This is a genomic window from Gracilibacillus sp. D59, from assembly GCF_052246695.1.
In the GTDB taxonomy this organism is placed as follows: domain Bacteria; phylum Bacillota; class Bacilli; order Bacillales; family Amphibacillaceae; genus Gracilibacillus.
Genome location: NZ_JBQQCK010000010.1, coordinates 124,224 through 150,178 on the forward strand (window position 1 = coordinate 124,224; position 25,955 = coordinate 150,178).

The following is a 25,955-nucleotide window of genomic DNA, read 5'->3' on the forward strand; positions in this document are numbered from 1 at the left end:
TTATATAGTATCGATTTAAAAAAAAGCAAAAAGTGAGGAGATTTATCTTATGGATAAACAGATTTCCATTGTATTAGTTGGTATTGGTGGTTATGGTAACGTTTATTTAAGAAATATTTTCCAAGGAAATTATGAAAACGTATTCGTAAAAGGTGCGGTTGATGTTGCACCTGAACGCTCTAATTATTATCAGGAAATTAAGGATAAAAATATACCAATCTATGATACACTGGACCAATTCTATCAAGAGCAGCAAGCTGACCTTGCGATTATATCAACACCTATACACCTACATAAAGAACAAACATGTCTTGCAATGGAAAAGGGCAGTCATGTACTTTGTGAAAAGCCAGCTACAGCTAACCTAGAGCATTTGCAGCAAATGATTGAAACAAAAGATCGTACCAATAAAAAACTAGCAATTGGCTTTAACTGGTCGTTTACTGATTCTATTCAATCGTTAAAAAAGGATATTTTAGCTGGGGAGTTCGGTCGTCCAATCAGAATGAAAAGTCTTGTACTGTGGCCAAGAAATGCTGATTATTTTAACCGGACTGGATGGGCTGGCAAAAAATATAGCCCGGATGGCGAAATGATTTTTGATAGTGTAGCCAATAATGCAACGGCACACTTCCTGCATAATCTTCTCTATCTATCCGGAGATTCCATCGAAACAAGTGCGGAAATTGACCAAGTTTCGGCTGAATTATACCGGGCAAATCCGATAGAGACATTTGATACTTGTGCGATTCATCTCCATACAAAGAATGATGTTGAAATGATCTATCTCGCTTCACATGCAATCGCTGATGAACATCGACCTAAGTATACATTAGAATTCGAAGAGGCGACGATCACTTATCACCCTGAAGGCGATTGCGGTGATATCGTAGCAAAATGGCATGATGGACGGGAAAAAGTGTATGAAGATCCGGAAAATATTCATGTAGTTAAATTAGAAGTAATGATCGAAGCGTTACGTAATGAAAACCAGAGTATATTATGTGGCCCTGAAGCTGCAAGTGCACACGTTCACGCTATTTACGGAATACACCAGTCTGTTAAAGATATACCAAAATTCCCAAAACATTGGATTGCTTATGAGGAAGAAAGAAAATTGACAACTGTTCAAGGATTAGATGAGACATTAAAACAATGCTATCAACAATTTTGTCTGCCAAATGATTTAGGTGTCGAATGGAGCAATCCAGGAAACATTGTAAAGTTTTAATGTGAAAACTTTCAGATGCTCGCCTTTAAAGCCATGGTGTAAATTACACCATGGCTTTAAACTTATCTGGAATGGAGAAGTGAAGGATGAAAGCTTAAAACCGCTTCTATGTTTTCACAATCCATCATTTCTTTGTAGTTATGGTAGAATGGAATATCTGGATAATGGTAGTTGACTATTCTTTTCATTGAGATGTCTTTATCAAAGATTGCAACTACATCTATGTTTTCGATAAGACCATCGTTGATAAAAGAGATATAGTCATTAACTTCCTGATTCCAGCCAACAATCCCCAACCTCAACAAGTTCATTTCGCTAAAACTCCTTTCACAAGATTTACAATGAGATTTACTGGATCCTCGGTGAAAAAAACCTTTCTAAGTAAGATTAATCACATTTATAAATTAAAAGAATTATAATCATTCGCATTATGATAAATTGCAAGTCGTTTTTTTCGGTATTCTCTAGGGGGCATGCCAATCTTTTCTTTAAAATATCGACTAAAGTGTGAAATGTTTTCAAAACCACTCTCGTACGCGATTTCCTGCACTGGTTTCTTTTCTTCTGCTTCTAATAAATATTTAACTTGTTTCAACCTACACGCCATTACATATTCCATGATCGTATATCCTGTCATTTCTTTAAATACGTGTGATACATATGATTTATTTAAGCAAAGGTTGTATGCTATTTCTGAAATAGTAATTTTATCTTGAAAATGGTGCTGAATATAGGATGCGATTTTTTCAGCATGTTCTGTTTTACAGCTTGATTCCTTATTTACATGTGAACAATCCTCTCTAAAAAGAGAATTAATCAGTACCAGCAATTGGCCTAATAAAAGTTTCATCTCCCATTCCTTCTCGGAGTACATTCTACTCTTACATCGATCGACATGATCCAGCTTTTTAAAAATCTCTTCTATCTGTTTAATGCTTTGCGTGTTATTTGTACGAATCAGATAATGATGAGAATTATGAAAGACATTTAGTAATTCTATTGCCTTCATGGAATGTAATACTGGTTCCATCACTTCTGGCATGAAATGGATATGACTTCTAATGTATTCACTCTCTTCGGGGATATTTGGTTTATGAAGGGCAAGTCCATCCATTAACAAAATATCACCAGGTAGTAAATCATAGATTTGATTATTAATAAGGTAACGACAAACGCCTTTGTGAAACATAAAAATTTCAAAATCTTCATGGGAATGTAGTTTTTGATGATCCGGATTTCCACTTAATTGGTACTTTACGGAGAACAATTTGTCCACTATTATTCTCACTCCTAAGCTATTTAGTTTTATTTTAGTGTATTATAAACTGGAGGAAAATAACTAGTAGTGGCAAATTTTATTTCAAAATTTGCTGTGAGTGTTTTCTTTTTACAAATGCTTGATTTTTAATTGTTTTGATGATAATAATGTTAATGTGTATTACCATACTAGACATCCTAGAATATCTCCATGCAATTTGAATGTGAAAGGAGGTATTTAATAACGTCTTTTGAAAGCGCTAACTTAAAATAAATAACAAGGATGTGTCTATCATGAGCAGAAAAGGGCTTTATCTTTTTTCCATTTTAGTATTAACAATTAGTCTCGTTTCAACTAATCTTTGGGTACCGCAATTAAAAGCTGATTCACCAACTAGTGTTATTGAATGGAATGAAAATCGACAGCATATAGACGGGTTTGGTGGATCAGGAGCTTTTCAGAAACCAGCTTATATTATGGAACTTCCCGAACCTCAAAGAACGAAAATTTTAGACATGATTTTTTCTCAGGAGAATGGCATTGGATTATCCATGGTTCGTAACTTAGTTGGTGATGGTGTAGCTGCTTCAACGATTCAACCGGAGCCCGGGAAATTTGTGTGGGATGAACCAGATTGGGAATCAAAGAAAGATGATTTTGATAAGGATCAAATTTGGTTTATGAGAGAGGCCAAAAAACGAGGAGTTACCACATTTTTTAGTTCCGTTTGGAGTCCCCCTGCTTGGATGAAGACAAACGATAGTGTAAATGGAACCGGAGAAGGAAAATTAAAGCGAGAAAATTACCAGGATTTCGCCAATTATCTAGCTGAGTATGTGCTTGGCTATAAGGAACATTTTGATCTTGATATATCTTATATTTCGATTGCTAACGAACCACATTATGGTCCGAGTTATTCTGGAGCAGTTTGGACACCAGAAGAAATGAATATATTTATTCGAGATTATTTGGGACCAACCTTCGAAGAAAAGAATGTTCCTGCTAAAATTGTAATGCCTGAACATATGCATTTTACTGAAGAGTATGCACTTCCAGCATTAAATGATCCTGTTACGGCGGATTATATTGATGTCGTTGCTTCACACGCCTATGGTATTGGAACAGATGTACCAGAATTTCCGGTATCCACAGAAAAAGGTAAAACGATTTGGCAGACTGAATATATGAACCAAGGGGAATCCAAACAACCCTATGAATTCAATACGATAAAAGATGGACTTCGTCATGCTAATTTGATTGGAGATATGTTTGATGTAACTGGCATTAGTGCATACTTCTGGTGGTGGCCAGCTGCTGTTAATGGTGCAGATGGTTCTGATTTAATACGTTTGACCACTGATGATGACAGTGAGGTAAATGGAATGTTTAGAGTTTTCAAAAGGTATTATGCATTTGGAAATTATAGTCGATTTATTCGTCCTGGCTATATCATGATTGGGTCAGACACATCCCCTGTTGAAGATGTAAAGATCACTGCATATAAAGATCCTGAAACAAATAATTTTAGTATCGTTGCTATCAATAATAATGATTCCAATCAAGAAATTACTTTAAAACTGGATCAGTTCCCTAACAAAATAAAAGAACTAGTCCCATACCGAACCTCTGGTAATGAGAATTTAAAAAAATTAGACGATTTAAAGGTCACTAATAATGGCAATTCTATTACAGTAAATTTACGAAGCAATAGTGTAACCACCTTTATTCCAAAAGAATATGAATTACCCGCGTTCGAAGATATGAAGGATGTATTTTCAAGTTATGAGGCGGAAGAAAATGACGGTCAATCGAATGGTATTTCAAAAAATACAGTAAGCAAAGAAAAAACATACATTAAACATGTAAGAAACGGCGACTATATCAAGTATGAAAATGTTAATTTTGCAGATGGTACAGCTAATGGACAACCTGGAATGGAACACATTTTATCTATGACTGCTACTGTGAAGCCAATAAACGGAGGTTCCATTGAAATACATCTCGATGATCCTGTAAACGGTCCAGTAGTAGGAGAAATGATCGTTTCTAGCGAAAACGCTAGTGGATGGGAAACAGTTTCTACCATGATTGATACGAATCCGTCCCAAGGCGCGTATGGTTTTCATGATATGTATCTGGTATTTAAAGGAAATGACAGAGAAAAACTTTTTGCTGTAGATAAATTTACATTCAGTGACGGCATCGATGAACCTATCGAATTAAAAAAGCTTCTATTTGGTTTTGAAGATGGCACAACAGAAGGTTGGAAAGGAAGAGGCGGGGCAGAAATTTTAGAAGCTACACACGAAGTGAAGCAATCAGGTGAATATAGTTTAAAAATTACTAATCGAACTTCTTTTTGGCACGGACCTTCTATTGATATTACGGATATGGTTGTAAAAGGAGAAGAGTATGAGTTCTCATCCTATTTTCGTTTCCTTGATGCGCCAGAAACTCCAAGCACGGTCAAATTAATGCTTGAGTTAACCGATTTTGGGGGAACTACTTATTTACCACTTGAGGAGATAGAAACCAATAACAGTGAATGGTTCCAACTACAAGGAAACTATGTAATCAACCAGGATATTTCTTCCATAAAATTATATATAGAAACTTCCGACCCGGATGATTCATTTTATATTGATGACGTTACAGTAAATCCATTAAAATGATTGTATAACTATATGTAATTTAATATCAAAAATCCCCCTGTCATGCATGAAAGGGGGATTTTTGCAGTATTACTTTTTATTTGAGTAACCATTCTACATATTAATCTTGATTTTCGATAAACTTTCCGTAATCTCATCTAAAGACTTACCTATATTTGATTCAACTGCTGCAATATAGGAGCCCTCAACAATTGGAATATTCTCAGCTATCCGTATATGATTAGTGTCCAATAGCTCTATCGCCATTTCTGCATTCATTTTTGCACTTCCTAAATCATAAAACAACAGAGCACCACTATTACCGTCAGTTTGTGTGATTGCTTCTTGAATTTTTTCAATACTTGTACCAATTTCATTTTCATCCGTTCCACAAGCAAGCGAAACTGGCACATCTTCGATAACCTGATTAATCAGCGCATTAACTCCTTGGCCTATTTCTGGACTATGAGAAACGATAATGATTCCTACTTTTTGTGGCATTTTTCACTCCTCCAAATCAAGAACTTCGGTTAATGCTTCAAAAATATAGAATGACGACATCGATCCTGGATCAACATGTCCCTTAGAACGTTCCTTAAGATAGGAAGCGCGACCTTTCGTGGCAGTCAATTCACGTGTATCTTCAATGGTTGCCTGACAAACCTCAAGCATACCTTGCCAATCTTCTACGTCTTCTGCTTCTAAGAAATCCGCTACTTGCTTCCAAACATCATACAATGTTTTTTCACCAAAATCTGCTTTACCACGATCCTGAAGACCTTCCACTGCATCGTTTATCGATTGTTTAAAGACGACTTGATCTACTTCTTTTCCTTGCATAGCTAAAGACATTTTTAGAAAAGCAGTTCCATACAATGGACCTGAAGCCCCACCTACTTTTGCCATTAAAGTCATTGCTGCACTTTTTAGGACATCGGAGGCGGAATCATATGTTACATGATTTATTTTTGCTACCACTTCATGGAATCCACGTTCCATATTAATCCCGTGGTCGCCATCTCCGATCGCTTGATCCAGTGCAGTTAATTGATCTTTATTTTCAGACAATCTTTTTTGGATTTCTTTCATCCAATCTTTTGCTTTATCAACCGTTAATATAATCATCAAATTCTCCTTCTACACTTGAAATGCAATTGTTTTAACATCTTCAACTAACAAACTCTTTATTTCACTATCCAATTTTAATAATGATACGGAGAATCCTGCCATATCAAGAGAAGTCATATATTCCCCTACCCAGGTTTTGTATAGTGTAATCCCTTTTTTCTGTAAAATTTCAGAAACCTTTCTATTCACAATATGTAATTCCATTTCTGGTGTTGACCCCAAACCGTTTATCATTACTGCGACTTCATTTTGATTATAATCAATATCTGCCAAAATCTTGTTGACTAGAATTGTCGTAATCTTATCAGCTTCCTCCAATGGAACCCGTTCTATGCCTGGCTCACCATGGATACCAATGCCAATTTCCATTTCGTTATCCGCTAATGTAAAGCTTGGTTTTCCAGCAGCAGGTAGAGTACAAGAGGATAATGCTACACCCATGGATCGAACATTTGCGATCGTTTTCTCTGCAGCGGCTTTGACTTCTTCAAGCGATGCCCCTGTATCTGCCTTAGCTCCTGCTATTTTGTGAACAAAAAGAGTGCCAGCTATGCCTCTTCTCCCAACAGTAAACGTACTGTCTTCTACTGCAACATCATCATTGACAATGACACCCTCTACTTTAATACCTTCCATTTCTGCCATCTCTTGTGCCATTTCAAAATTCATTACATCGCCAGTATAATTCTTAATGATTAAAAGAACACCTTTTCCACTGTCCACCGCTTTAATCGCTTCTAAAATTTGATCAGGGGTTGGAGAGGTAAATACTTCACCTACTACAGCTGCATCTAACATACCTCTGCCTATATATCCTGCATGAGCGGGTTCATGACCACTTCCACCACCACTGACGATACCTACTTTCCCTTGTATTGGTGCATCACTTCTTGTAATGACAGTTGTATCTGGAAGCCTTTTCAAAAACGTTGGATAAGCAGCTACTAATCCGTCTAACATTTCATGAACCACATGATTGGCATCATTTATCACTTTTTTCATCTACCTATCACCTCTGCTTCATTTACTTTCATACTACCGAACTTTATTTGATAATTCCACTTTTTAGGTATAACTAAACAGAAAATTAGTGTGTTTTTACTAAAGATGGACTCAACCTGTTAGGCAGAGTCCATTTTTTGATTAAAATTCTATTTTTTAGTTGGATGTACTGCTTCATACATCAATTGCTCTAATTCCTCTTTATATTGTTCTGTTTCTTCATTAGACCATTGGAACAGTTGTGCCATTTCCTGAATGACAGCATCTTGCTCTTGTTTTACCCACTGAATATCAAAGAATAGTGCACCTGTTCTGCGAATGAAAAAGTCAACCGGTTTACAGGCAGCTTCATGCTCTATACTGTAATAAAGCATAGCATATGTTATTGGCGTAAGGGAATTTCCATTATCTAATGCTTGCTGGTAGTAATTATAGACAACCGGAATATTAGAGCCATAACGCTGAACAAGGATTGCTGCCTCTTCTTCCGATAATCCCAATTCTATCCCTTTCATGATTTGTTCTTTTTTATATGCTTTAAAGCCTTTTGATCCACCAACATCACCGCCTGAAATTGGTAAATGTTTCGTATCACTCGGATAAAAGACTTTTTGCTCTGCCTGCACCATTTTATCGCGAATTACATTAACAACATGTTCCGCCATTTTTCGGTAACCTGTTAATTTACCACCGGCAATCGAAATAAGACCAGAATCTGATTCGAAAATTTCATCTTTTCGTGAAATTTCGGAAGGGTCCTTTCCATCTTCATGAATTAATGGCCGTAAGCCTGCCCAACTAGATTCAACGTCATCCGCTGTAATTTTCTGATCTGGAAACATAAACTCAATCGCTTGTAACACATAATCCCGGTCAGATTCCGTCATGGTTGGGTGTGCGATATTTCCTTGATAGACCGTATCTGTTGTGCCTACGTACGTCTTACCTTCTCTAGGAATGGCAAATACCATTCGACCATCAGGTGTATCAAAATAGATCGCTTGTTTTAAAGGAAAACGAGATTGATCAAAAACAAGATGAATTCCTTTGGTCAGTTGCAATGTTTTTCCCTTTTTCGAGTTATCTTTTTCCCGGATTGTATCTACCCAAGGTCCTGCTGCATTAACAATATATTTTGCCGTGATTTCGTGGACTTCATCTGTCAATTGATCGACTACTTCCACACCATTGACACGACCGTTTTCATAAAGAAGATCTGAAACTTTTGCATAGTTTAAAGCAAGTGCTCCTTGTTCAACCGCTTTTTTCATTACTTCCATCGTTAGGCGAGCATCATCAGTACGGTATTCAACATAATACCCAGCACCTTTTAATCCTTCACCTTTCAATAAAGGTTCACGTCTTAAAGCCTCTTCACGATCAAGCATTTTGCGACGCTCTGATTTTTTAACTCCTGCGAGGAAATCATACACGCGTAATCCGATGTTAGTTGAAAAAGGACCAAATGTGCCCTCCTGATAAAACGGCAACATCATCCATTCAGGTGTTGTCACATGAGGACCATTCTCATAAACAATTTCTCTTTCCTTCCCTACCTCAGCGACCATTTTCACTTCAAATTGTTTTAAATAGCGTAAACCACCGTGAACAAGCTTGGTGGATCTGCTTGACGTACCTGCTGCAAAATCCTGCATTTCAATAACGGCAACTTTTAGTCCTCTTAAGACAGCATCAAGAGCAATACCTGCACCTGTAATGCCACCACCGATAATAACCATATCTAAAGGATCCTTTTTCATTTGTTGATATGTCTCTGTACGTTTTTTACTTGAGAATGTCATCGATTAGTCCCCCATATTTTTACTTAAATACTCTGGTTGCTTCTACTGCTTTTTTCCAGCCTACATATAATTCTTTTCTGGTTATTTCGTCCATTTCACTTTCAAAACGTTTATTCACTTTCCATTGATTTGTTATCTCTTCTCTATTATCCCAATAGCCAACAGCTAAGCCTGCTAAATATGCTGCACCTGATGCCGTTGTTTCGATTACTTCTGGTCTTTCAACAGGTACATCCAATAAGTCACTTTGGAATTGCATTAATAGACTATTCGCTACTGCGCCGCCATCCACTCTTAATGATTTAACTTCAATCCCGGAATCTTCAATCATAGCACCAAGTACATCTTTTGTTTGATAAGCAATGGATTCCAATGTAGCGCGGATGAAATGCTCTTTTGTCGTTCCACGTGTTAAACCGAATACTGCTCCACGTGCATCACTATCCCAGTATGGCGTACCTAAACCTACAAATGCTGGTACCAGATATACACCGTCTGCAGATTCTACTTTGGATGCATATTGTTCGGATTCACTGGCACTTTGAAACATTCGTAAACCGTCTCTTAGCCACTGTACCGCAGAACCTGCAACGAAAATACTTCCTTCTAATGCATATTCCACCTTTCCATCAACACCACAAGCTAATGTAGTAAGCAGTCCATGATCAGATCTAACAGCTTCTTCACCAGTGTGCATTAACATAAAACATCCTGTACCATAAGTATTTTTAACCATTCCTTTCTCAAAACATGCCTGCCCGAACAATGCTGCTTGCTGATCCCCTGCAGCTCCAGCAATTGGCACATTTTGCCCAAAGAAATGATAATCAACTGTTTTACCATATACTTCTGATGATGATTTAACTTCTGGCAGCATACTCCTCGGTACACCTAGAATATCTAATAGTTCTTCGTCCCATTTTAAGTCATAGATGTTATACATTAAGGTTCTTGATGCATTGGAGAAGTCTGTTACATGGACTTTACCACCTGTCAGTTTGTATATTAACCACGAATCAATCGTACCGAATAATAGTTTACCTTGATCTGCTTTTTCTCTAGCACCTTCCACATTGTCTAAAATCCATTTCACTTTTGTTCCCGAAAAGTATGCATCAATTAACAAGCCAGTTTTATTTCGAAATGTATCTTGATAACCTGCGTCTCGTAATTCTCTGCAAATATCTTCTGTCTGTCTTGACTGCCAAACAATTGCTTTATATATCGGTTTTCCCGTTTCTTTATCCCAGACTACTGCCGTTTCCCGTTGATTAGTAATACCAATTCCTGCGATTTGAGACGCTTCTATATCAGCTTTTCTTAGAGCTTCTGCAATACACGCTAAAACAGACGTCCAGATTTCATTAGCATCATGCTCTACCCAACCTGATTTCGGAAAGAACTGTTCAAATTCTCTTTGCGCCACCTCTACAATTTCACCCTGTTGATTAAAGATAATTGCTCGTGAACTAGTAGTGCCCTGATCGATCGATAATATAAACTTCTCCATGAGACCCCTCCTCTTTTTCTTAACACTTCCATGTTACACCTTAAACTAAAACAGTGTATAAAAAAGTCCACACAACTAATTACACCCTTCTCTTTGAAGAATATATACATAGTTGAGTGGACTCCAGATCTCCTCACTTGTGTTAACTTTTTAATAATATTGTAATATTTACCAATTATCATGTCAATATCGACTGATTTCAGATATGATTAAATATTCAATACAAATTGTTGATGGTTAGTGATGATTTCACCATTAACTTTTACTTTTCTTTGTTCTAATTTTGGTAAGTAAAAGGTCAATTTGTCGTATGGGAGTTTGTATTCTCCCTCTACTTTCGTGTTAATATCAATAGTTTCATCAGTACATACCATCTTAATCTTGATATACGTATATTCTCCATCTTTATAATGGATTGTATGCCCATCATCTTCATAGATATATTCTTCTGTTACTCCATTATCTTTATACGGGAAAAGTAGCACGCCTCTCTCTTCCTCATTATCATGGAAACTTATTTCTCCATCTCTAATCGGTAGGATAGATCCTGCTTGAGCATACATAGGAATCGTATCCAGTGGTGCGTCAGTCGTTAAGTTTGTTCCACCTGGATAAAATGTGTCTGAATTAATATCGTACCAGCCATGTTTGTTATCAGGTAAATAAACTTCCCGGTGACGTGCCCCTTCTTCTACTACATTACAAATTAACAATTGATCACCTACAATAAAATCATCATTTTCTTTGAAAGTATTTTTATCATGATCAAACTGATAGAATGTAGGAGTTAAAATAGGCTTGTAATATTCATGTGCCTTATGCATTGCTTGGTATAGGAATGGAATCCATTTAACACGCTCTTTCATTAACCCTCTGATAAGATCTAGGTATTCAGGGTACATCCAAGGAACATTTACTGTTTTATCTTCATTCCAAGAGTGAATCGTAAATCGCGGATGGAAGATGCCATTTTGAATCCAGCGAATTAATAATTCCGGATCAGGAGCTTTACCTGAAAAACCTCCAACATCATGTCCAAAGTTATAGACACCACTCATACTTAGACTTAACCCCATCTTAATATTGAAACGGATTGTCTTCCATTCTGTGAAATTGTCGCCAGACCATGTTTGCACATATTTCTGCATACCAGCTGCTCCGGATCGAGAGATTAAATAAGGTCTTACATCAGGATAAAATTCACGTTGTGCTTCATAAGAAGCTTTCATCATTAACATCGTTTGAATCGGTTTAATATAACTAACCGGAATATGATCTCCAAATCCAAAGGCATTCGCATTCTCATCCCATATTTCATATTCATTGTTATCATTCCATGTCGAATCGATGCCATATGACAGTAGCTGCGTTTTTATTTTATCTTTCCACCAGTTAAAGGTTTGATCGTTAGTAAAATCCAAGTAAGATCCTATGTCATCCCAGAATTGCGAAATTTCAGGTTCATCAAGATCTTTAGACATAATAAAATAATTGTTCTCTGCTAATTCGTTATATAATGGATGGTCTTTTAATAATACTGGTTTAATATTTGCACATAGTTTAATACCATTATCCTGGAAGTTTTCTATCATTTCTTCGGGTGATGGAATTTTGGAATAATCCCAATTAAAAACGTAACGCTTATCCCCTATACTTGTATAACCAGATGACAGTTGAAACGAATCACAAGGTATATCATATTCTCTGCAGGACTCCACAAATTTTTTCAACTGCTCTTGTGCGTCTGGAGCATCAGTATATGTCATCGTAGAACCTGAATAACCTAAGCTCCATTTAGGTGGCATGATTGTCTTTCCAGTTAATCTTGAAAAAGTCTCCACGACATCTTTTATTCGTGGACCTAACATAAAGTAATAATCTAAATTACCTTTAGTTGCATGGTAATATCTATATAAACCATGGTAATTATCCAGTTCATTTCCTAAGTCGAAAATGGCGTCACTGTAATTATCATAATATAACCCGTAAGCAATTTCTGTATCGTCATTATAGGTTATATAATAAGGGATATGTTTGTACAATGGGTCTGTATGCTCAGCATCATATCCCATCGCATCTATCGTCTTCATTCGATACCGTTTACCGACTTTATTTAAAGGACCGCCTTTTTCACCTAGTCCATAATAATAATCATTTGGGCTTCTTTCCAAATAATGATAAATACCTGTACCTAAGCTCTTATTAAAGTTATAATTTTGCGTTTGTCTGTCGTTGGCAATATTAATCCATTGTTTATTAACTTTTGCAAACCAATGAAATTTCAAGCCGTTTAATTCAATCACAACACGTAATTTGTCTGTAAAAATCTCTATTTCATTTTCTGACTCATGAAGATGAAAATCAGGTAGCGTAAATGGTGATAAATCTGATTTTTCTCTACCTTCTTTAGCAACATCTTCGGCTTCTGGTGTAATGGTCCATGTTTTGTTTAATAATGGATGTTGTTCCTCTGGGATAAATACTCTAAAAACATCTTCTTCTAAAATATACACATGGGCGACCGTATCATCCCCACGTAAAATAATTGTATTATTTTCAACCGCATCCATATTGAAATAAATATCTTTTATCATAACTAAACCTCGCTTCTGAAATTTACATCAAACCAAATAACCTAGGAATGAATAAACTGATCCATTCAAAATAAGTTACTAACAACAATGCAATAACTAGTGGTATATATAGCTTAAACAATGGTCTTATAATTGATTCAATCGAGACGTTGGCAACACTACTACCCACAAATAATGCACTTCCCACCGGTGGAGTTGTAATACCGATACAAAGATTAAAAATTAATATAACCCCAAAGTGAACTGGATCTACCCCTATGTTTGTAACAATAGGAAGGAATATTGGTGTAAAGATTAGAATAGCAGGTGTAATATCCATAAAAATTCCCACTGCTAGTAAAATAATATTCATTAATAAAAGAATGATAATCGGATTCTCTGAGATTGATAATAAAATATTCGTTATTTGCTGTGGAATTCCTGCATATGCCATTACCCATGACATAATGGAAGAAGCTCCAACTAAAAACAATACAATCCCTGTCATCACAATAGCCTCTTTTAAAATTCCCGGAATTTGTGAAATCTTTATTTCACGGTAAAAAGCTGCCAGTATTGCAGAATATAATACCGCAACTGCTGCACCTTCTGTAGCAGTGAAAATCCCTGCTACAATCCCGCCAATAACAACTACTATTAATGAAAGACTTGGAATAGCATCTAATACAACACGTACTCCTTGATTAAATGTAACCTTTTCTGATATAGGATAATTTTCTTTTTTCGCAATAAAATATGCCACAACCATAATGGATAAACCCATTAAAATACCTGGTAAATAACCAGCCATAAACAAGGCCGATATCGACGTACCACCACTCACTAAAGAATAAACGATAAATGCAGTGGTAGGAGGAATTAATAAACCAGTAGGTGCTGAAGCTATATTTACTGCTGCAGAGAAAGAAGGGTCATATTTTTCCTTCTTTTGCAATGGATTCATAACACTTCCTATAGCAGCTGCAGATGCAACGGCTGAACCGGAAATAGAACCGAATAACATGTTCCCTACAACATTAGTATGTGCCAGGGCTCCAGGCATTCTACCAACAAAAAGCTTTGCTAAATTAATTAACCGGATAGCAATTCCACCATTATTCATGATACTGCCAGATAACATAAAAAAGATGATGGCTAGTAATGTAAAGCTATCAATACCTTGAAACAACTTTTGGGCTGCCGTAAAAGAAATCATATCTAAAGGAACTAAGGTTAATGCAGCTAATACGGAAGAAATGCCAATTCCTATTGATATTGGTACACCTATGACTAATAGTAATAAAAAGGAACCAAATAAAACAATTGTTGCCAATAAATTCGCATCCACCTTATACACCTTCTTCCTGACTGATATTTTTATACTCTTTAATGCCTAGTAATTTATATAAAATAATAATCACACCACTGATTGGCAAAATGGAATATACAATCCCTTTTGGCACACCTAATATTGGTGTAGTCTGTGACATTGTCATAGTAACAGCTTCCATACCACCATTTAATAAAATAACGACGGCGAAAAAAATGACAAAGATGTCATTAATAACAGTAATAATCATTCCTTTCGTTCCTGTTAATTTACTTGTGATAAAAGTTAATGCTAAATGCTTATTCGCACCAAAAGCATAGCTTGCCCCTAATAAGGAAGTCCACACTAATAAGAATCCTAATAATTCATTGGTGAAAGTACTTGGATTGTTTAATACATAACGTGTAAAAACCTGCCACAGGGCTCCTAATACTAATATGATCAGTAATGAGGAAGCTACAAATAAAATGCTGCGGTCCAACATCTTTTTTATTTTATCTACCATCATGAAGTAACTTCTCCTTCTTTATCATGATTTATTAACGTATGAATAAGTAAGGCTAGTCTCATAAGATATTTACACTATATCACTCAACATTCAAGTATATCCTCAATGCTTGCGTATTATATTTTCTTATGAGACAGCCAATTACTAAAATTTATTTGTCAAGTTCGTTGATCGAGTTAATAATCTCAGCTAATCTTTCGTCTTTTTTATATTCTTCATGTAATGGTTGTACTAATTCAATGAATGGCTCTTTATCCACTTTGTTAAATTTTACGCCCATCTCTTTTGCTTCTGTTACCGCGTCTTCAATAGCTTGATTCCATAACTCTGTGTGCTCTTTTCTTGTTTCATGCGCAGCCTCTTTAAAGATTTCTTTCTCTTCATCTGAAAGACTATCCCATAAATCTGTACTAACAACTAAGATATCCGGAATATTTGTATGTTCTGAATATGAGAAGTTTTTAGCCACTTCTCCGTGCTGTCCTGTTGTTAATGCTGTTGGGTTACTCTCGGCACCATCAATAACCCCTTGCTGTAAGGATGTATAAATTTCATTGTAGCCTAATGGTGTCGGAGTACCACCTAGAAGATCCACCATATCAATTGCTGTTTGACTGTCCATCACACGAATATTTAAACCTTCAAGATCTTCTGGAGTTTCAATCGGCTTATCTACAGTGTAGAAACTGCGGGCACCTGAATCAAAATAAGAAATACCTACAAATCCTTCATCTTCAGTCGATTGATATATTTCATCTACAACATCAGATTCCATTACATTTCTATAGTGTTTATCACTTGTGAAAATATAAGGTAATGAAAATACAGAATATTCTTTTGAGAAAGACTCTAACGCTCCAGCGCTAACTTTAGTCATATCAACACTACCATTCTGAACTTGTTCCAATACATCTGATTCACTTCCTAATACACCATTTGGGAAGATTTCAAAGGTAATATTACCATCTGTTTTTTTCTCAACACTTTCAACAAACGTTGTCAACGCTTTATGGATTGGATGATCCTCACTTAAGTTGTGTGCTAACCGTAATTCTTTTGATTCTTTGTTAGATGCAGAATCGTTATCACCCGATTCATTGTTGCCACATGCTACTAGTATTCCTAATAATAAAAACAAAATCCCTATTTTAAACTTTTTCATCATGTATCCTCCTAATTGATTTCTTGTTGTTATCACACAAAAACTTTATTAAATGACTTAATAAACTAATTATTGTCGAAATTTCTTCATTCACCTCCAAAGCAATAAAAAAAGACCCATCACTAAAATAAGGTACACGTTTTCAAAAAGCATTAACGCTATACCGAATATAGTTTGGATCTCCATCTCTCCACAATAATAGTATTAACTTATGGCTAAATAATATACCATTACTAAAACGCTGTCAACGATAATTTTTGGAAACAGGTAACTGAATACTGTATTTTTGTCGAGAAAACACACTTTTTGTCTAAACAAACTTGTCTATTTACAAATCAAAAAGTTCTTTATTTGATGTTGTAATTGCGACCGCACCATTATTTAAGGCATTTCTGATATCTTCCTCCTTTTTAATTAAGCCACCAGCTATCACAGGAATGCCGGTCCGTTCGGCAATTTTCCTAATCACAGATGGAATAATGCCCGGAAGAACTTCAATATAATCTGGCTTTGTTTTTTCTATTAGCTCAATATTTTTATCTATTGCCGAACTATCAATCGCAAATAATCGTTGAATAGCTACTATATTACTCTTTTTTGCCATGGAAATGACATTTGCTCTAGTTGAAATAATACCATCTACTTTTACATGTCTCACTAAAAATTCCATGCCATATTGATCGACCTTTAACCCATTTATTAAATCAGCATGGACTAAAACCCTCTTATTAAATTTTCTTGCGTATTGAGCTATTTGCGGTAGTTGGGCAATTCTTGTTTCTAATATAATAAATAATTCATGATCACTTTTTAAGATATAATCAAAATCTTTCATATTTCGTACTGCTGGTAGAACCCCTTCTAGTTTCATGTTTTCCCCTCTTTTTCTGAATAATTTGCGATTATCTTGAATTTAGCATAAACTTATAATAGAAATAGACACAACTATTTTACATATATTATGTAAGATTTTCAGATAATTACGACAATAAAGCGAAATCATTATTCATTTTGTCAAATTCATGTTATGATTATAGGTGTGTCTATTTTATGTACTTTTTTTCATTTTTATTTATGACGATTCTAAGGCAGTGTAGAATCGTTCGTCCAGTTTAAGTCCTCTAACCAATTCCAGCCAAACTATCTATTTTTGCAAGCTATTCAAAGTACGACACTATTAAATGCATACTTATAATTCAAAACATCCTATTTAAATGAAACCTTGAAAGGAAGTGGGACAATATGGCAACAACATCAGAGGAAACAATCAATGTATCATTGCTTAAAGATGTCGAATACTTAACAAAAATCTTAGACGATGTATTGCTTCACGAGGGTGGCGATACACTGTTAAATACGGTCAAAGAGATTCGAGTTCTTTCCACAGAATTTAGAGAGACACAAGAAGCATCCACTCAGGCTAAAATCAAACAAAAAATCAATGCGCTAGAGCCAGGCTTACGGAAAAATGTTATTCGTGCGTTCTCTATTCACTTGCACATATTAAACATTGCCGAGCAAAACTACCGTTCAAGAAGACGTCGTGAGTATCAAGCACAAGATGCGAATATTATTCAACCTGGTTCACTAGAGGCTGGAGTAAAAACATTAATTGATAACAATGTTAGTCCAGATCAGATTACAGACTTACTTGGGAAACTATCATTAGAATTAATTATGACAGCACACCCAACAGAGGCAACACGAAGAAGCATCTTACAAATTCATAAGAGAATCGCTCGTTTATTAACACAGTGGGATTATTCCTATACAAGATATGAGAAGAAAATGATTAAAGAGCGGATTGCGAATGAAATCACTTTCTTATGGCAAACACAAGAAATTAGACAGAAAAAACCTTCTGTTATGAAAGAGGTTTCTAACGGACTATACTACTTTGATCGTGTATTATTTGATGTTTTACCAAAAATCCATGACGATCTTGAGGATTTATTATTTGAAAATTATAATCAACGTTGGCAGATTCCATCATTCTTACGCTTTGGTTCTTGGATCGGCGGTGATCGTGATGGTAATCCAAATGTCAAAGCTACGACAACATACGAAACACTAAAACGCCAGCGAGAATTAGTATTGAGAAAATATAAAGAAGCACTTACTACATTACAAGACCGTCTAAGTCATTCTGATTCAAAAATAGAAGTTAGTGAAGAGTTAAGATCATCTATTGAAAAAGATCGTAAAGAATTAGCGATTAATGGCTGGTATAAAGAAGATGAAGTATATCGAGTTAAACTTTCACTCATGCTTAAGAAACTTGAATATACGGAGCAAGATGATGAACGTGGTTATGCGAAAGCGGAAGAATTATTAGAGGACTTAAATATTATCCGCGAAAGCATGAAGGTGCATCATCCAAATCATAATCCTGTAAAGCTTTTACGTAAAGTGATTCGCCAAGTTGATTTATTCGGGTTCCACCTTGCATCTTTAGATATTCGAAATCATAGTGGTGAGCATGAATCTGCGCTTACCGAAGTTTTACATGAAGTAGGTATAGCTGATGATTATACATCTTTAGATGAAAAGGAAAAAGTGGAAACACTTATTTCCGTTCTAGAAAATCCTCGTCCACTGATTTCTATTTATGATGAGTTCAGCCCTGAAACGTTAGAGGTTATTGATACGTTCCGCATGATCAAGCGTGCACAGGACACATTCGGTTTACGTGCGATTGAAGTTTACTTAATCAGTATGACGGACAACGTAAGTGACCTTTTAGAAGTTTTAGTACTAGCTAAAGAAGCTGGACTGTATCGTGTATATCCTGATGGAAAAGTAGTCAGTCGAATCCATGTGGCACCACTTCTGGAAACCATTGATGACTTGAAAAACGGGCCAGAAATGATTAAAAAATTATTCGATATTCCATTATATCGTAAGCATCTTGAAGCACGCGGAGATCTACAAGAAGTTATGCTTGGATACTCTGACAGTAGTAAAGATGGTGGTAACATCACAGCAAATTGGGAGCTATATAAAGCACAACAAGAAATTCATGACATTGCATCTAGCTATGGTGTAAAGTTAAAATACTTCCATGGACGCGGTGGATCGCTAGGCCGTGGTGGTGGACCATTGTATTCAAGTCTTCTATCACAACCTGCCGTAACGCTTGGTGATGGTGTTAAAATTACCGAGCAAGGAGAAGTATTATCTTCTCGGTACCTATTAGAAGATATTGCATATCGTAGTTTAGAACAAGCTACTTCTACCCTACTTACAGGTATCATGGGATTAAATGATGACAATACCAATATGAAACCTTCTCAAGAAGAAGTCGATGCAATGAGTGTTATTTCTGAATATGCCTTGAAGAAATATCAATCATTAGTCTTTGAAGATCCAGGATTTATCCAATACTTTAACCAGGCAACTCCTTTACATGAATTAGGTGACTTAAACATTGGTTCTCGTCCTATGAAACGTAAAGGTAGTGACCGCTTTGAGGATTTACGTGCGATCCCTTGGGTATTCGCTTGGACCCAAAGTCGTCAATTACTACCAGCTTGGTATGCTGCAGGTACTGGCTTCAAGAAATATCTTGATGAAACAGGTAAGCTGGAATTATTGCAAAAAATGTATAATAAGTGGCCATTCTTTAACGCAACCATTAATAACTTACAAATGGCTTTAACGAAAGCAGATATTCAAACTGCTCAAGAATATGCCGATATGATGCAAGATAGCGAAATTAGTTCCCGTATTTTTAACTCTATTAAAGAGGAATATACGGATACAAAAGAAATCGTCTTAAAAATCACAGGACAAGAAGAATTACTTGATAACCGCCAAAACATAAAAGATTCTGTCAGACTGCGTAACCCTATAGTAGATCCGTTAAATTTGTTACAAGTTCAACTTGTTTCACAATTACGCAGCCAAGAAGAAGAAAGCGATCAATATAACGAACTGTTAATGGAAGCTCTGCTTACAATTAATGGTGTCGCTGCTGGTTTACGTAATACAGGTTAATAAAATGATCGAAAAGCCTTTAAGCATCTGCTTAAAGGCTTTTTTCATTAGACGGATGTTTACCATTCCAGTGATCAAGGTATAAGCATAGTAAGTACATTGTTAAGAAAAACTGGGCAAAACCCGCCCAGTCTTATAATTATATGCTAAGTAGGCCTGTGGATATTGTTATTAGTAGTCATTATGAAATATATCGACCGTTTGACACCACTCCGGCTGTCCACTCCCCTTTCCGTGAGGTTTGCCTTCAGCTAACTTTTTCGAGCAAAAAACGCTCAAAAAAGTGGATCTTCAGGGCAAACGAGTCCCACAGGAGTTGAAGTGGGCGCCTTCGTTTAATGCCTGCGCTACAACATTTGTCAGATCTAGCAACTTGGGTGATTATCCCTGTGAAAGTGCAAAAATATGGCATTTGCATCACTCATATGGTTATAAAACCAATATGCTTTTTCTGATATTCGTTGTAGAAAAAGGTATAGCGGAGGCCGACCGTTTCGACTCCTAAGGGAATAGTATGATCTGAAGATCCACTTTTGCAGGAGCGAACTCCTCCTGCAAAAGTTAGCTGAAGAGCATGCCCCTTGGAAAGCGAAACGGTCAGCCGCAGCGGGTGGCTTGCACACTTTAACTTTCATCATAAACAACATGACTAGTCAAGTAAATCTTTATTTATTACACTTTTTAACCGTAAACAAGATACAAAAAGATACCAACGGTTATATACTTTCCTACCTTATAAAAAAACTTCGGATAATCAAAGAATTGGTCATATAAAGTGAGACTTCCATAAGTGGGGGTTTTACATACGATTAGCACCGTGGTAAAATTTTGTGTCTAAAATATGAACTAATTGTTACAAAAATATGAACATTATGTTATACTACACTTGAAAACACTTACAGAATAAATTATACACTCGAGGTGACTCAGTATGGATATATTATTAATTTTCTTGTTGATTTTTAGTTTCACTCCCTTTCTACTTTGGGGAGATAATTGGAAAAAAACCGCAATTGGTCAAATACCTTTTGTTATTGGTGCCTGGTTTACCTTTGTAAAATATGTAACAGTAGGAATCGCACCTGGAGAAATGTATTTATGGGGGCTTTTCATCGCAAATCTGATATACGGTCATGTTGCCTTTACGATCGTATTACTAGAGATGCGAAAGTCTATCAAAGTACGCCAACCAATGGTAGAACAAAATAATTAGTCAAAAGATGATGTCACTAGAACATCGTCTTTTTTTTGAACAAAAAAAGCATATAATCATGCACGTAAACTGAGCAGTTAGATTTACTTTCATCCATTCTGAATTTTGATGAGTGTTGCTATTCGCTCCGGCAGAATGCTCCGCTTATTTTAGTGTTCTGATTATAAAAAGACTAGAATTCATTGGTTCACATTATCTACTTAATCAGACAACAGAGGGATACCGGAGGTTTTGTTCGGTTTATTGATTGAATGTAAGCGATATCTACATTATAATTTACAGAAAAGCATATTGTTTAATGGAGGAAATATAATGAAAATTGTTGTTGCACCTGACTCTTATAAAGGAAGTCTATCCGCTACGGAAGTGGCATATACGATAAAGATAGCAATCCAGGCATGCGGAGACCACGACGTTATCACAAAACCTATGGCAGATGGTGGTGAAGGCACGATAGAAGCCATTTTATCGGCTACTTCAGGAGAACAGGTTGAAATTTCCACACTAGGTCCATTAGGTAATCCGATAGAAACAAGCTACGCCATAATTAATAAAACAACTGCAGTAATTGAAACAGCGATGCATGCAGGATTATATCAAGTCCCTCATGAAAAACAAAATCCTGATTTGACTACCACTTACGGGATGGGACAGGCCATTTTAGATGCCTTAGATAAAGGGTGTCAGCAAATAATTATCGGTCTCGGTGGCAGTGCCACAAATGATGGTGGTTTAGGATTACTACAGGCACTTGGTCTAAAAGCATTTGATAAAAATGGCAAGCAATTAGATAAATTTGGCAAGGACCTATTACATACCGACTCTGTTCAGCTCGATGATTTGGATCCACGTTTAAAACATGTTGATTTCCGAATTGCCTGTGATGTCGATAACCCTTTATGTGGGAAACTTGGAGCAAGTTCCATATACGGTCCACAGAAAGGAGCAACTCCTGAGCAAATTCGTTTATATGATGAAGCTTTACACCATTTCGCTAACCTGATCGAAACACACTTAGACAACAGTTGGCAACAGACACCTGGTGCCGGAGCTGCTGGCGGTCTTGGGTTCGCATTCTTGACACTTGGAGCAAAACTGGAATCAGGGGCCTCTTTAATAGCAGATGCCATTAATCTCGAACAAAATATTAAAGAAGCCGAACTTATTTTCACTGGTGAAGGTCAAAGTGATGAACAAACATTGTATGGAAAAGCACCAGGATTCGTTGCTGAATTAGCAAATAAATACGATACGCCGACAATTTTGTTATCCGGTAGTTTAGGTGGTAATACTGCAAAATTAAGAGAACAATTTGCAGGCTGTTTTTCGATTGTTAACAAGCCATTAAGTCTCGCTGAATGCATGGACAATACCTCTACACTTCTAAAAGAACAAACGATGCAAATTATGACACTGATTCAAACAATGAACAAAGATAGATAACTTGTTTCACTTGTCGCTTTTTGCGATAATAAAAGAAACATACATCTATTAGGAGGTATTTTGCTTGAATGATACATACAATAATAGCAAATTGAAAGTATTTTCCCTAAACTCCAACCTGTCATTAGCTGAAGAGATTGTACATCATATTGGGATTGATTTAGGAAAGTCATCTGTTAAAACATTTAGTGACGGAGAAATACAAATTAATATAGAAGAAAGTATCAGAGGTTGTGATGTATTTGTCATCCAATCCACCTGTGATCCTGTAGAAGATCATATTATGGAATTATTAATTATGGTTGATGCATTAAAACGGGCTTCTGCAGCATCTATCAATGTCGTGATTCCTTATTATGGTTATGCGCGGCAAGATCGAAAATCTCGTGCTCGGGAACCAATTACAGCAAAGCTAATTGCTGATTTAATTCAAAAAGCTGGTGCAACCCGGATTATTTCCATCGATTTGCATGCACCTCAGGCACAAGGATTTTTCGATATTCCCGTAGACCCTATTACAGCTGTTCCGATCATCGGAAGCTATTTAGATGCAAAACATTTAGAAGATATCGTCGTAGTGGCGCCTGATCACAGTAGTGTATCACGTGCCAGACAATTGGCTGATCAATTGAGAGCACCGATAGCAATTGTGGATCGCCGTGGTCCAAGAGATAATGCTTCCACTATTAATATCGTTGGAGAAGTTGAAAACAAAACAGCCATTATTATTGATGATATTATTGATACTGGACGTCGTATTACATCAAGTGCAGAGGCGTTAAAAAATCATGGTACAAAGCAGGTTTATGCATGCACTACTCACCCTGTACTTTCAGGTATTGCCGTCAATAAAATCGCTGAGTCCGATATTAAAGAATTAATAGTAACCAATACCATACCGCTATCCGAAGAAAAACAAATCGATAAAATCACTCAATTAACAGTTGGTCCTGTTGTTGCAGAAGCGATTATTCGCTTATATGAGCAACAATCCATCAGCACATTGTATAACTAAATAATAGTAACTTATCAGGCAATTGGGAATTCTGTATCCCAATTGCCTTAAATTTTCAATGTATAGTAAATGGCTCCTCTTCCCATTCAATTGATTCTAATTTAGTAAACGTTTCTTTGTCTATTTCAAAGACAAAAGTCCTCTCGATACCTATATCATTACAATTGGTACCTCGCTTTTTCGTTTCAATATGAAATATTTCCACTTCTGTTATAGTAGTGTGATCAATACTTTTCGCACAAGAATTTTCCATTGTATAAGCGATTATAAAAGCTTCACCATCATTTATCGTAGGTACAGATTTTTGAAACTCTACCTTTTCCCATACTTCGTTCAATACCTCTTGATCTGTAATAACATCTATATCTCTTTCTCCATCTATACCTACTTGCTCACTAAGATATAACTCTCCTTGCTCCACATTTGAAAGACAACCGGTTAGCACGATAGTAATAAGAAAAACTATTACTTTTTTCATCGGCCCCCTCCTCTTTCTTGCCAGTTTATCATACACACTTTTTTTGCACACCTTCTGGGCGAATACATATGATAGCCATATAAAGAGAGGAAGAGATGTCATGCGAAAAAAAGTATCTATACCACAATTGATTACCGTCTCCTCCCCATTGTGTTTACTTTTAATATGGGAGATTTTATCTCAATTTGCAATACTAGATCCACGTTTCTTTCCAGCACCAACTCTAATAATACAAACACTTATACAAATGGGAGAGTCTGGGGAGCTTTTCACACACATCACTGTTAGTTTAACTCGGATTGCACTTGGGTTCTTGTTAGGGGTTATTCCTGCGATCTGTATTGGGCTGTTAATGGGGATGTATCGGTATTTTCGACATTTTTTCTCACCTATAATTATGATTTTTATGCCAATTCCTACAATAGCGATGCTTCCTATTATCCTGATTTTATTTGGTATCGGAGAATTTTCGAAAATGATTACAATTGCAATTAGTGTCTTTTTTCCAGTAGCCATTAATACTGCTGCAGGGGTTGCCAATATCGATAAAATCTACTTGGACGTTGCAAAAAATTATCAAGCCAACGCAAAAGACTTCTTTTTCAAAATTGCCCTTCCAGGTTCATTACCGGTGATGTTGGAAGGTATTCAAATGGGTCAGGCGATTGCATTACTGACAATAGTGGCAGCAGAAATGATTGGTGCTACTTCAGGAATCGGCTATCTAATCTGGATGAACTACAAAGCTTTTTTACTGCCGCAGATGTATGTTGGATTATTGCTTATTTCGTTTTTTGGTTACTTTTTCTCCTTATTATTAAGAGGAATAGAACGAAAATTATTGCCCTGGAAATAATGTAGAAAAGAGGGATTAAGTTGTCTAAAATTGAGATTAATCAATTATCGAAAAAATTCATCAAACGAAATAAGTATATTGAAGCATTACAAGATATCACATTATCGATTCAACAAGGAGAATTCGTCTGTTTATTAGGTCCGAGTGGCTGCGGAAAAACAACCTTACTTAGAATTTTAGCTAATTTAGAAAGACCGAGTACAGGAGATGTATTCATTCACCAAACAGATAAACAAAAACCATTACAATCCATGGTTTTTCAGGAAAATGGTATTATCCCGTGGCTAACTGTTGAAGAAAATGTTGCCTTCGGACTAAAAATGAGACATTTACCAAGCTCTTATGTTAAGGATCGTACAGCGTATTATTTACACAAAGTTGGTCTAACAAATTTCAAACGCCTTTACCCTAAAGAACTCTCAGGCGGAATGAAACAACGTGTCAGTATTGCGCGTACTTTCGCAAATGATCCGGAAATTTTATTAATGGATGAACCGTTTGCTGCCCTTGATGAACAGAATAAATTTATTTTACAGGAAGAATTACTGTCGATATGGCAGGAAACGAAAAAAACCGTCTTATTCATTACCCATAGTATTGACGAAGCCTTATTACTGAGTGATCGGATATTACTGATGAGCTCGCAACCCGGAAAAATTGTCAAAGACATTACCATCGAGATGGAACGACCACGGTCCATTGAAAAAGTTCGATCAGATTCAACCATGACTGACATTTTCTTAGATGTATGGGAGCATCTACAAAGTGAAGTAAAGCAATCTAGGTTAAAGTGAGTAAT

The 25,955-nt window shown here is 36.2% G+C and carries 21 protein-coding genes and 1 pseudogene; 9 read left to right on the top strand and 13 right to left on the bottom strand.

The window, feature by feature from the left end:
• Positions 1-49 precede the first annotated feature (49 nt).
• Positions 50-1,231 carry a Gfo/Idh/MocA family protein gene (locus tag ACTWP4_RS16495; protein WP_443129884.1) on the top strand — a complete coding sequence of 394 codons (1,182 nt, stop codon included), beginning with the start codon at positions 50-52 and terminating at the stop codon, positions 1,229-1,231.
• Positions 1,232-1,293: 62 nt separating this feature from the next.
• Here ACTWP4_RS16495 and ACTWP4_RS16500 read toward each other — a convergent pair whose 3' ends face one another.
• The gene (locus ACTWP4_RS16500) at positions 1,294-1,542 is read right to left on the bottom strand and encodes a hypothetical protein (protein ID WP_443129885.1); all 249 of its coding nucleotides are present in this window, start codon (positions 1,540-1,542) and stop codon (positions 1,294-1,296) included.
• Between the two features lie 86 nt (positions 1,543-1,628).
• A complete protein-coding gene (locus ACTWP4_RS16505) occupies positions 1,629-2,507 on the bottom strand; it encodes an AraC family transcriptional regulator (RefSeq protein ID WP_443129886.1) in 879 nt (292 codons plus the stop codon).
• A gap of 275 nt (positions 2,508-2,782) precedes the next feature.
• Between ACTWP4_RS16505 and ACTWP4_RS16510 the strand changes: the two genes are divergently transcribed.
• Positions 2,783-5,161 carry a carbohydrate binding domain-containing protein gene (locus tag ACTWP4_RS16510; protein ID WP_443129887.1) on the top strand — a complete coding sequence of 793 codons (2,379 nt, stop codon included), beginning with the start codon at positions 2,783-2,785 and terminating at the stop codon, positions 5,159-5,161.
• Positions 5,162-5,254: 93 nt separating this feature from the next.
• Here ACTWP4_RS16510 and dhaM read toward each other — a convergent pair whose 3' ends face one another.
• The 5 genes from dhaM to glpK form a co-directional block, all read right to left on the bottom strand.
• Positions 5,255-5,641 carry a dihydroxyacetone kinase phosphoryl donor subunit DhaM gene (gene dhaM / locus ACTWP4_RS16515; RefSeq protein WP_443129888.1) on the bottom strand — a complete coding sequence of 129 codons (387 nt, stop codon included), beginning with the start codon at positions 5,639-5,641 and terminating at the stop codon, positions 5,255-5,257.
• Between the two features lie 3 nt (positions 5,642-5,644).
• Complete coding sequence (gene dhaL, locus ACTWP4_RS16520; RefSeq protein WP_443129889.1) at positions 5,645-6,265, bottom strand: dihydroxyacetone kinase subunit DhaL; 621 nt, start codon at positions 6,263-6,265, stop codon at positions 5,645-5,647.
• 12 nt (positions 6,266-6,277) lie between these two features.
• Positions 6,278-7,270 carry a dihydroxyacetone kinase subunit DhaK gene (gene dhaK / locus ACTWP4_RS16525; protein ID WP_443129890.1) on the bottom strand — a complete coding sequence of 331 codons (993 nt, stop codon included), beginning with the start codon at positions 7,268-7,270 and terminating at the stop codon, positions 6,278-6,280.
• Between the two features lie 149 nt (positions 7,271-7,419).
• Entirely contained in the window at positions 7,420-9,072 is a 1,653-nt protein-coding gene (locus ACTWP4_RS16530; RefSeq protein ID WP_443129891.1) for a glycerol-3-phosphate dehydrogenase/oxidase, read from the bottom strand.
• Between the two features lie 19 nt (positions 9,073-9,091).
• The gene (gene glpK / locus ACTWP4_RS16535) at positions 9,092-10,582 is read right to left on the bottom strand and encodes a glycerol kinase GlpK (protein WP_443129892.1); all 1,491 of its coding nucleotides are present in this window, start codon (positions 10,580-10,582) and stop codon (positions 9,092-9,094) included.
• A 24-nt stretch (positions 10,583-10,606) separates the two neighbouring features.
• On the opposite strand from glpK, the pseudogene ACTWP4_RS16540 reads away from it, so the two are divergent.
• Positions 10,607-10,747: pseudogene (locus ACTWP4_RS16540) on the top strand (hypothetical protein); the annotation flags it as partial.
• Between the two features lie 44 nt (positions 10,748-10,791).
• On the opposite strand, the gene ACTWP4_RS16545 reads toward ACTWP4_RS16540, so the two are convergent.
• The 5 genes from ACTWP4_RS16545 to ACTWP4_RS16565 form a co-directional block, all read right to left on the bottom strand.
• A complete protein-coding gene (locus ACTWP4_RS16545) occupies positions 10,792-13,176 on the bottom strand; it encodes a TIM-barrel domain-containing protein (RefSeq protein WP_443129893.1) in 2,385 nt (794 codons plus the stop codon).
• Positions 13,177-13,198: 22 nt separating this feature from the next.
• Positions 13,199-14,503, bottom strand: a complete 1,305-nt coding sequence (locus ACTWP4_RS16550; RefSeq protein WP_443129894.1) for a TRAP transporter large permease — start codon at positions 14,501-14,503, stop codon at positions 13,199-13,201.
• Between the two features lies 1 nt (position 14,504).
• Positions 14,505-14,993, bottom strand: coding sequence for a TRAP transporter small permease (locus ACTWP4_RS16555; protein ID WP_443129895.1), 489 nt, complete (start codon positions 14,991-14,993; stop codon positions 14,505-14,507).
• Between the two features lie 151 nt (positions 14,994-15,144).
• Complete coding sequence (locus ACTWP4_RS16560) at positions 15,145-16,155, bottom strand: TRAP transporter substrate-binding protein (RefSeq protein ID WP_443129896.1); 1,011 nt, start codon at positions 16,153-16,155, stop codon at positions 15,145-15,147.
• 328 nt (positions 16,156-16,483) lie between these two features.
• Positions 16,484-17,026, bottom strand: coding sequence for a glycerol-3-phosphate responsive antiterminator (locus ACTWP4_RS16565; protein WP_443129897.1), 543 nt, complete (start codon positions 17,024-17,026; stop codon positions 16,484-16,486).
• 371 nt (positions 17,027-17,397) lie between these two features.
• Here ACTWP4_RS16565 and ppc point away from each other — a divergent pair, with 371 nt between their 5' ends.
• From ppc to ACTWP4_RS16585, 4 genes are all read left to right on the top strand, one after another.
• The gene (gene ppc / locus ACTWP4_RS16570) at positions 17,398-20,151 is read left to right on the top strand and encodes a phosphoenolpyruvate carboxylase (protein ID WP_443129898.1); all 2,754 of its coding nucleotides are present in this window, start codon (positions 17,398-17,400) and stop codon (positions 20,149-20,151) included.
• Positions 20,152-21,082: 931 nt separating this feature from the next.
• A complete protein-coding gene (locus ACTWP4_RS16575) occupies positions 21,083-21,364 on the top strand; it encodes a spore morphogenesis/germination protein YwcE (protein ID WP_443129899.1) in 282 nt (93 codons plus the stop codon).
• 312 nt (positions 21,365-21,676) lie between these two features.
• Positions 21,677-22,807, top strand: a complete 1,131-nt coding sequence (locus tag ACTWP4_RS16580; protein ID WP_443129900.1) for a glycerate kinase — start codon at positions 21,677-21,679, stop codon at positions 22,805-22,807.
• A 64-nt stretch (positions 22,808-22,871) separates the two neighbouring features.
• Positions 22,872-23,822: a ribose-phosphate diphosphokinase gene (locus ACTWP4_RS16585; RefSeq protein ID WP_443129901.1), complete on the top strand. Its 951-nt coding sequence runs from the start codon at positions 22,872-22,874 to the stop codon at positions 23,820-23,822.
• A gap of 55 nt (positions 23,823-23,877) precedes the next feature.
• Here ACTWP4_RS16585 and ACTWP4_RS16590 read toward each other — a convergent pair whose 3' ends face one another.
• On the bottom strand, positions 23,878-24,300 hold the full coding sequence (locus tag ACTWP4_RS16590; RefSeq protein ID WP_443129902.1) for a hypothetical protein: 423 nt from the start codon (positions 24,298-24,300) through the stop codon (positions 23,878-23,880).
• Positions 24,301-24,400: 100 nt separating this feature from the next.
• Here ACTWP4_RS16590 and ACTWP4_RS16595 point away from each other — a divergent pair, with 100 nt between their 5' ends.
• Together ACTWP4_RS16595 and ACTWP4_RS16600 are read left to right on the top strand one after the other, a co-directional pair.
• Positions 24,401-25,156, top strand: a complete 756-nt coding sequence (locus ACTWP4_RS16595; RefSeq protein ID WP_443129903.1) for an ABC transporter permease — start codon at positions 24,401-24,403, stop codon at positions 25,154-25,156.
• A gap of 20 nt (positions 25,157-25,176) precedes the next feature.
• Positions 25,177-25,950, top strand: a complete 774-nt coding sequence (locus ACTWP4_RS16600) for an ABC transporter ATP-binding protein (RefSeq protein ID WP_443129904.1) — start codon at positions 25,177-25,179, stop codon at positions 25,948-25,950.
• Positions 25,951-25,955: the final 5 nt, after the last annotated feature.

Bases quoted from the DNA above. Each gene is read 5' to 3' on its own strand.
- dhaL (WP_443129889.1), bottom strand. From the start codon at position 6,265: ATGATTATATTAACGGTTGATAAAGCAAAAGATTGGATGAAAGAAATC.
- ACTWP4_RS16510 (WP_443129887.1), top strand. From the start codon at position 2,783: ATGAGCAGAAAAGGGCTTTATCTTTTTTCCATTTTAGTATTAACAATT.
- dhaM (WP_443129888.1), bottom strand. From the start codon at position 5,641: ATGCCACAAAAAGTAGGAATCATTATCGTTTCTCATAGTCCAGAAATA.
- ACTWP4_RS16595 (WP_443129903.1), top strand. From the start codon at position 24,401: ATGCGAAAAAAAGTATCTATACCACAATTGATTACCGTCTCCTCCCCA.
- ACTWP4_RS16560 (WP_443129896.1), bottom strand. From the start codon at position 16,155: ATGAAAAAGTTTAAAATAGGGATTTTGTTTTTATTATTAGGAATACTA.
- ACTWP4_RS16565 (WP_443129897.1), bottom strand. From the start codon at position 17,026: ATGAAACTAGAAGGGGTTCTACCAGCAGTACGAAATATGAAAGATTTT.
- ACTWP4_RS16500 (WP_443129885.1), bottom strand. From the start codon at position 1,542: ATGAACTTGTTGAGGTTGGGGATTGTTGGCTGGAATCAGGAAGTTAAT.
- dhaK (WP_443129890.1), bottom strand. From the start codon at position 7,270: ATGAAAAAAGTGATAAATGATGCCAATCATGTGGTTCATGAAATGTTA.
- ACTWP4_RS16545 (WP_443129893.1), bottom strand. From the start codon at position 13,176: ATGATAAAAGATATTTATTTCAATATGGATGCGGTTGAAAATAATACA.
- ppc (WP_443129898.1), top strand. From the start codon at position 17,398: ATGGCAACAACATCAGAGGAAACAATCAATGTATCATTGCTTAAAGAT.
- glpK (WP_443129892.1), bottom strand. From the start codon at position 10,582: ATGGAGAAGTTTATATTATCGATCGATCAGGGCACTACTAGTTCACGA.
- ACTWP4_RS16590 (WP_443129902.1), bottom strand. From the start codon at position 24,300: ATGAAAAAAGTAATAGTTTTTCTTATTACTATCGTGCTAACCGGTTGT.
- ACTWP4_RS16580 (WP_443129900.1), top strand. From the start codon at position 21,677: ATGAAAATTGTTGTTGCACCTGACTCTTATAAAGGAAGTCTATCCGCT.
- ACTWP4_RS16575 (WP_443129899.1), top strand. From the start codon at position 21,083: ATGGATATATTATTAATTTTCTTGTTGATTTTTAGTTTCACTCCCTTT.
- ACTWP4_RS16530 (WP_443129891.1), bottom strand. From the start codon at position 9,072: ATGACATTCTCAAGTAAAAAACGTACAGAGACATATCAACAAATGAAA.
- ACTWP4_RS16495 (WP_443129884.1), top strand. From the start codon at position 50: ATGGATAAACAGATTTCCATTGTATTAGTTGGTATTGGTGGTTATGGT.
- ACTWP4_RS16555 (WP_443129895.1), bottom strand. From the start codon at position 14,993: ATGATGGTAGATAAAATAAAAAAGATGTTGGACCGCAGCATTTTATTT.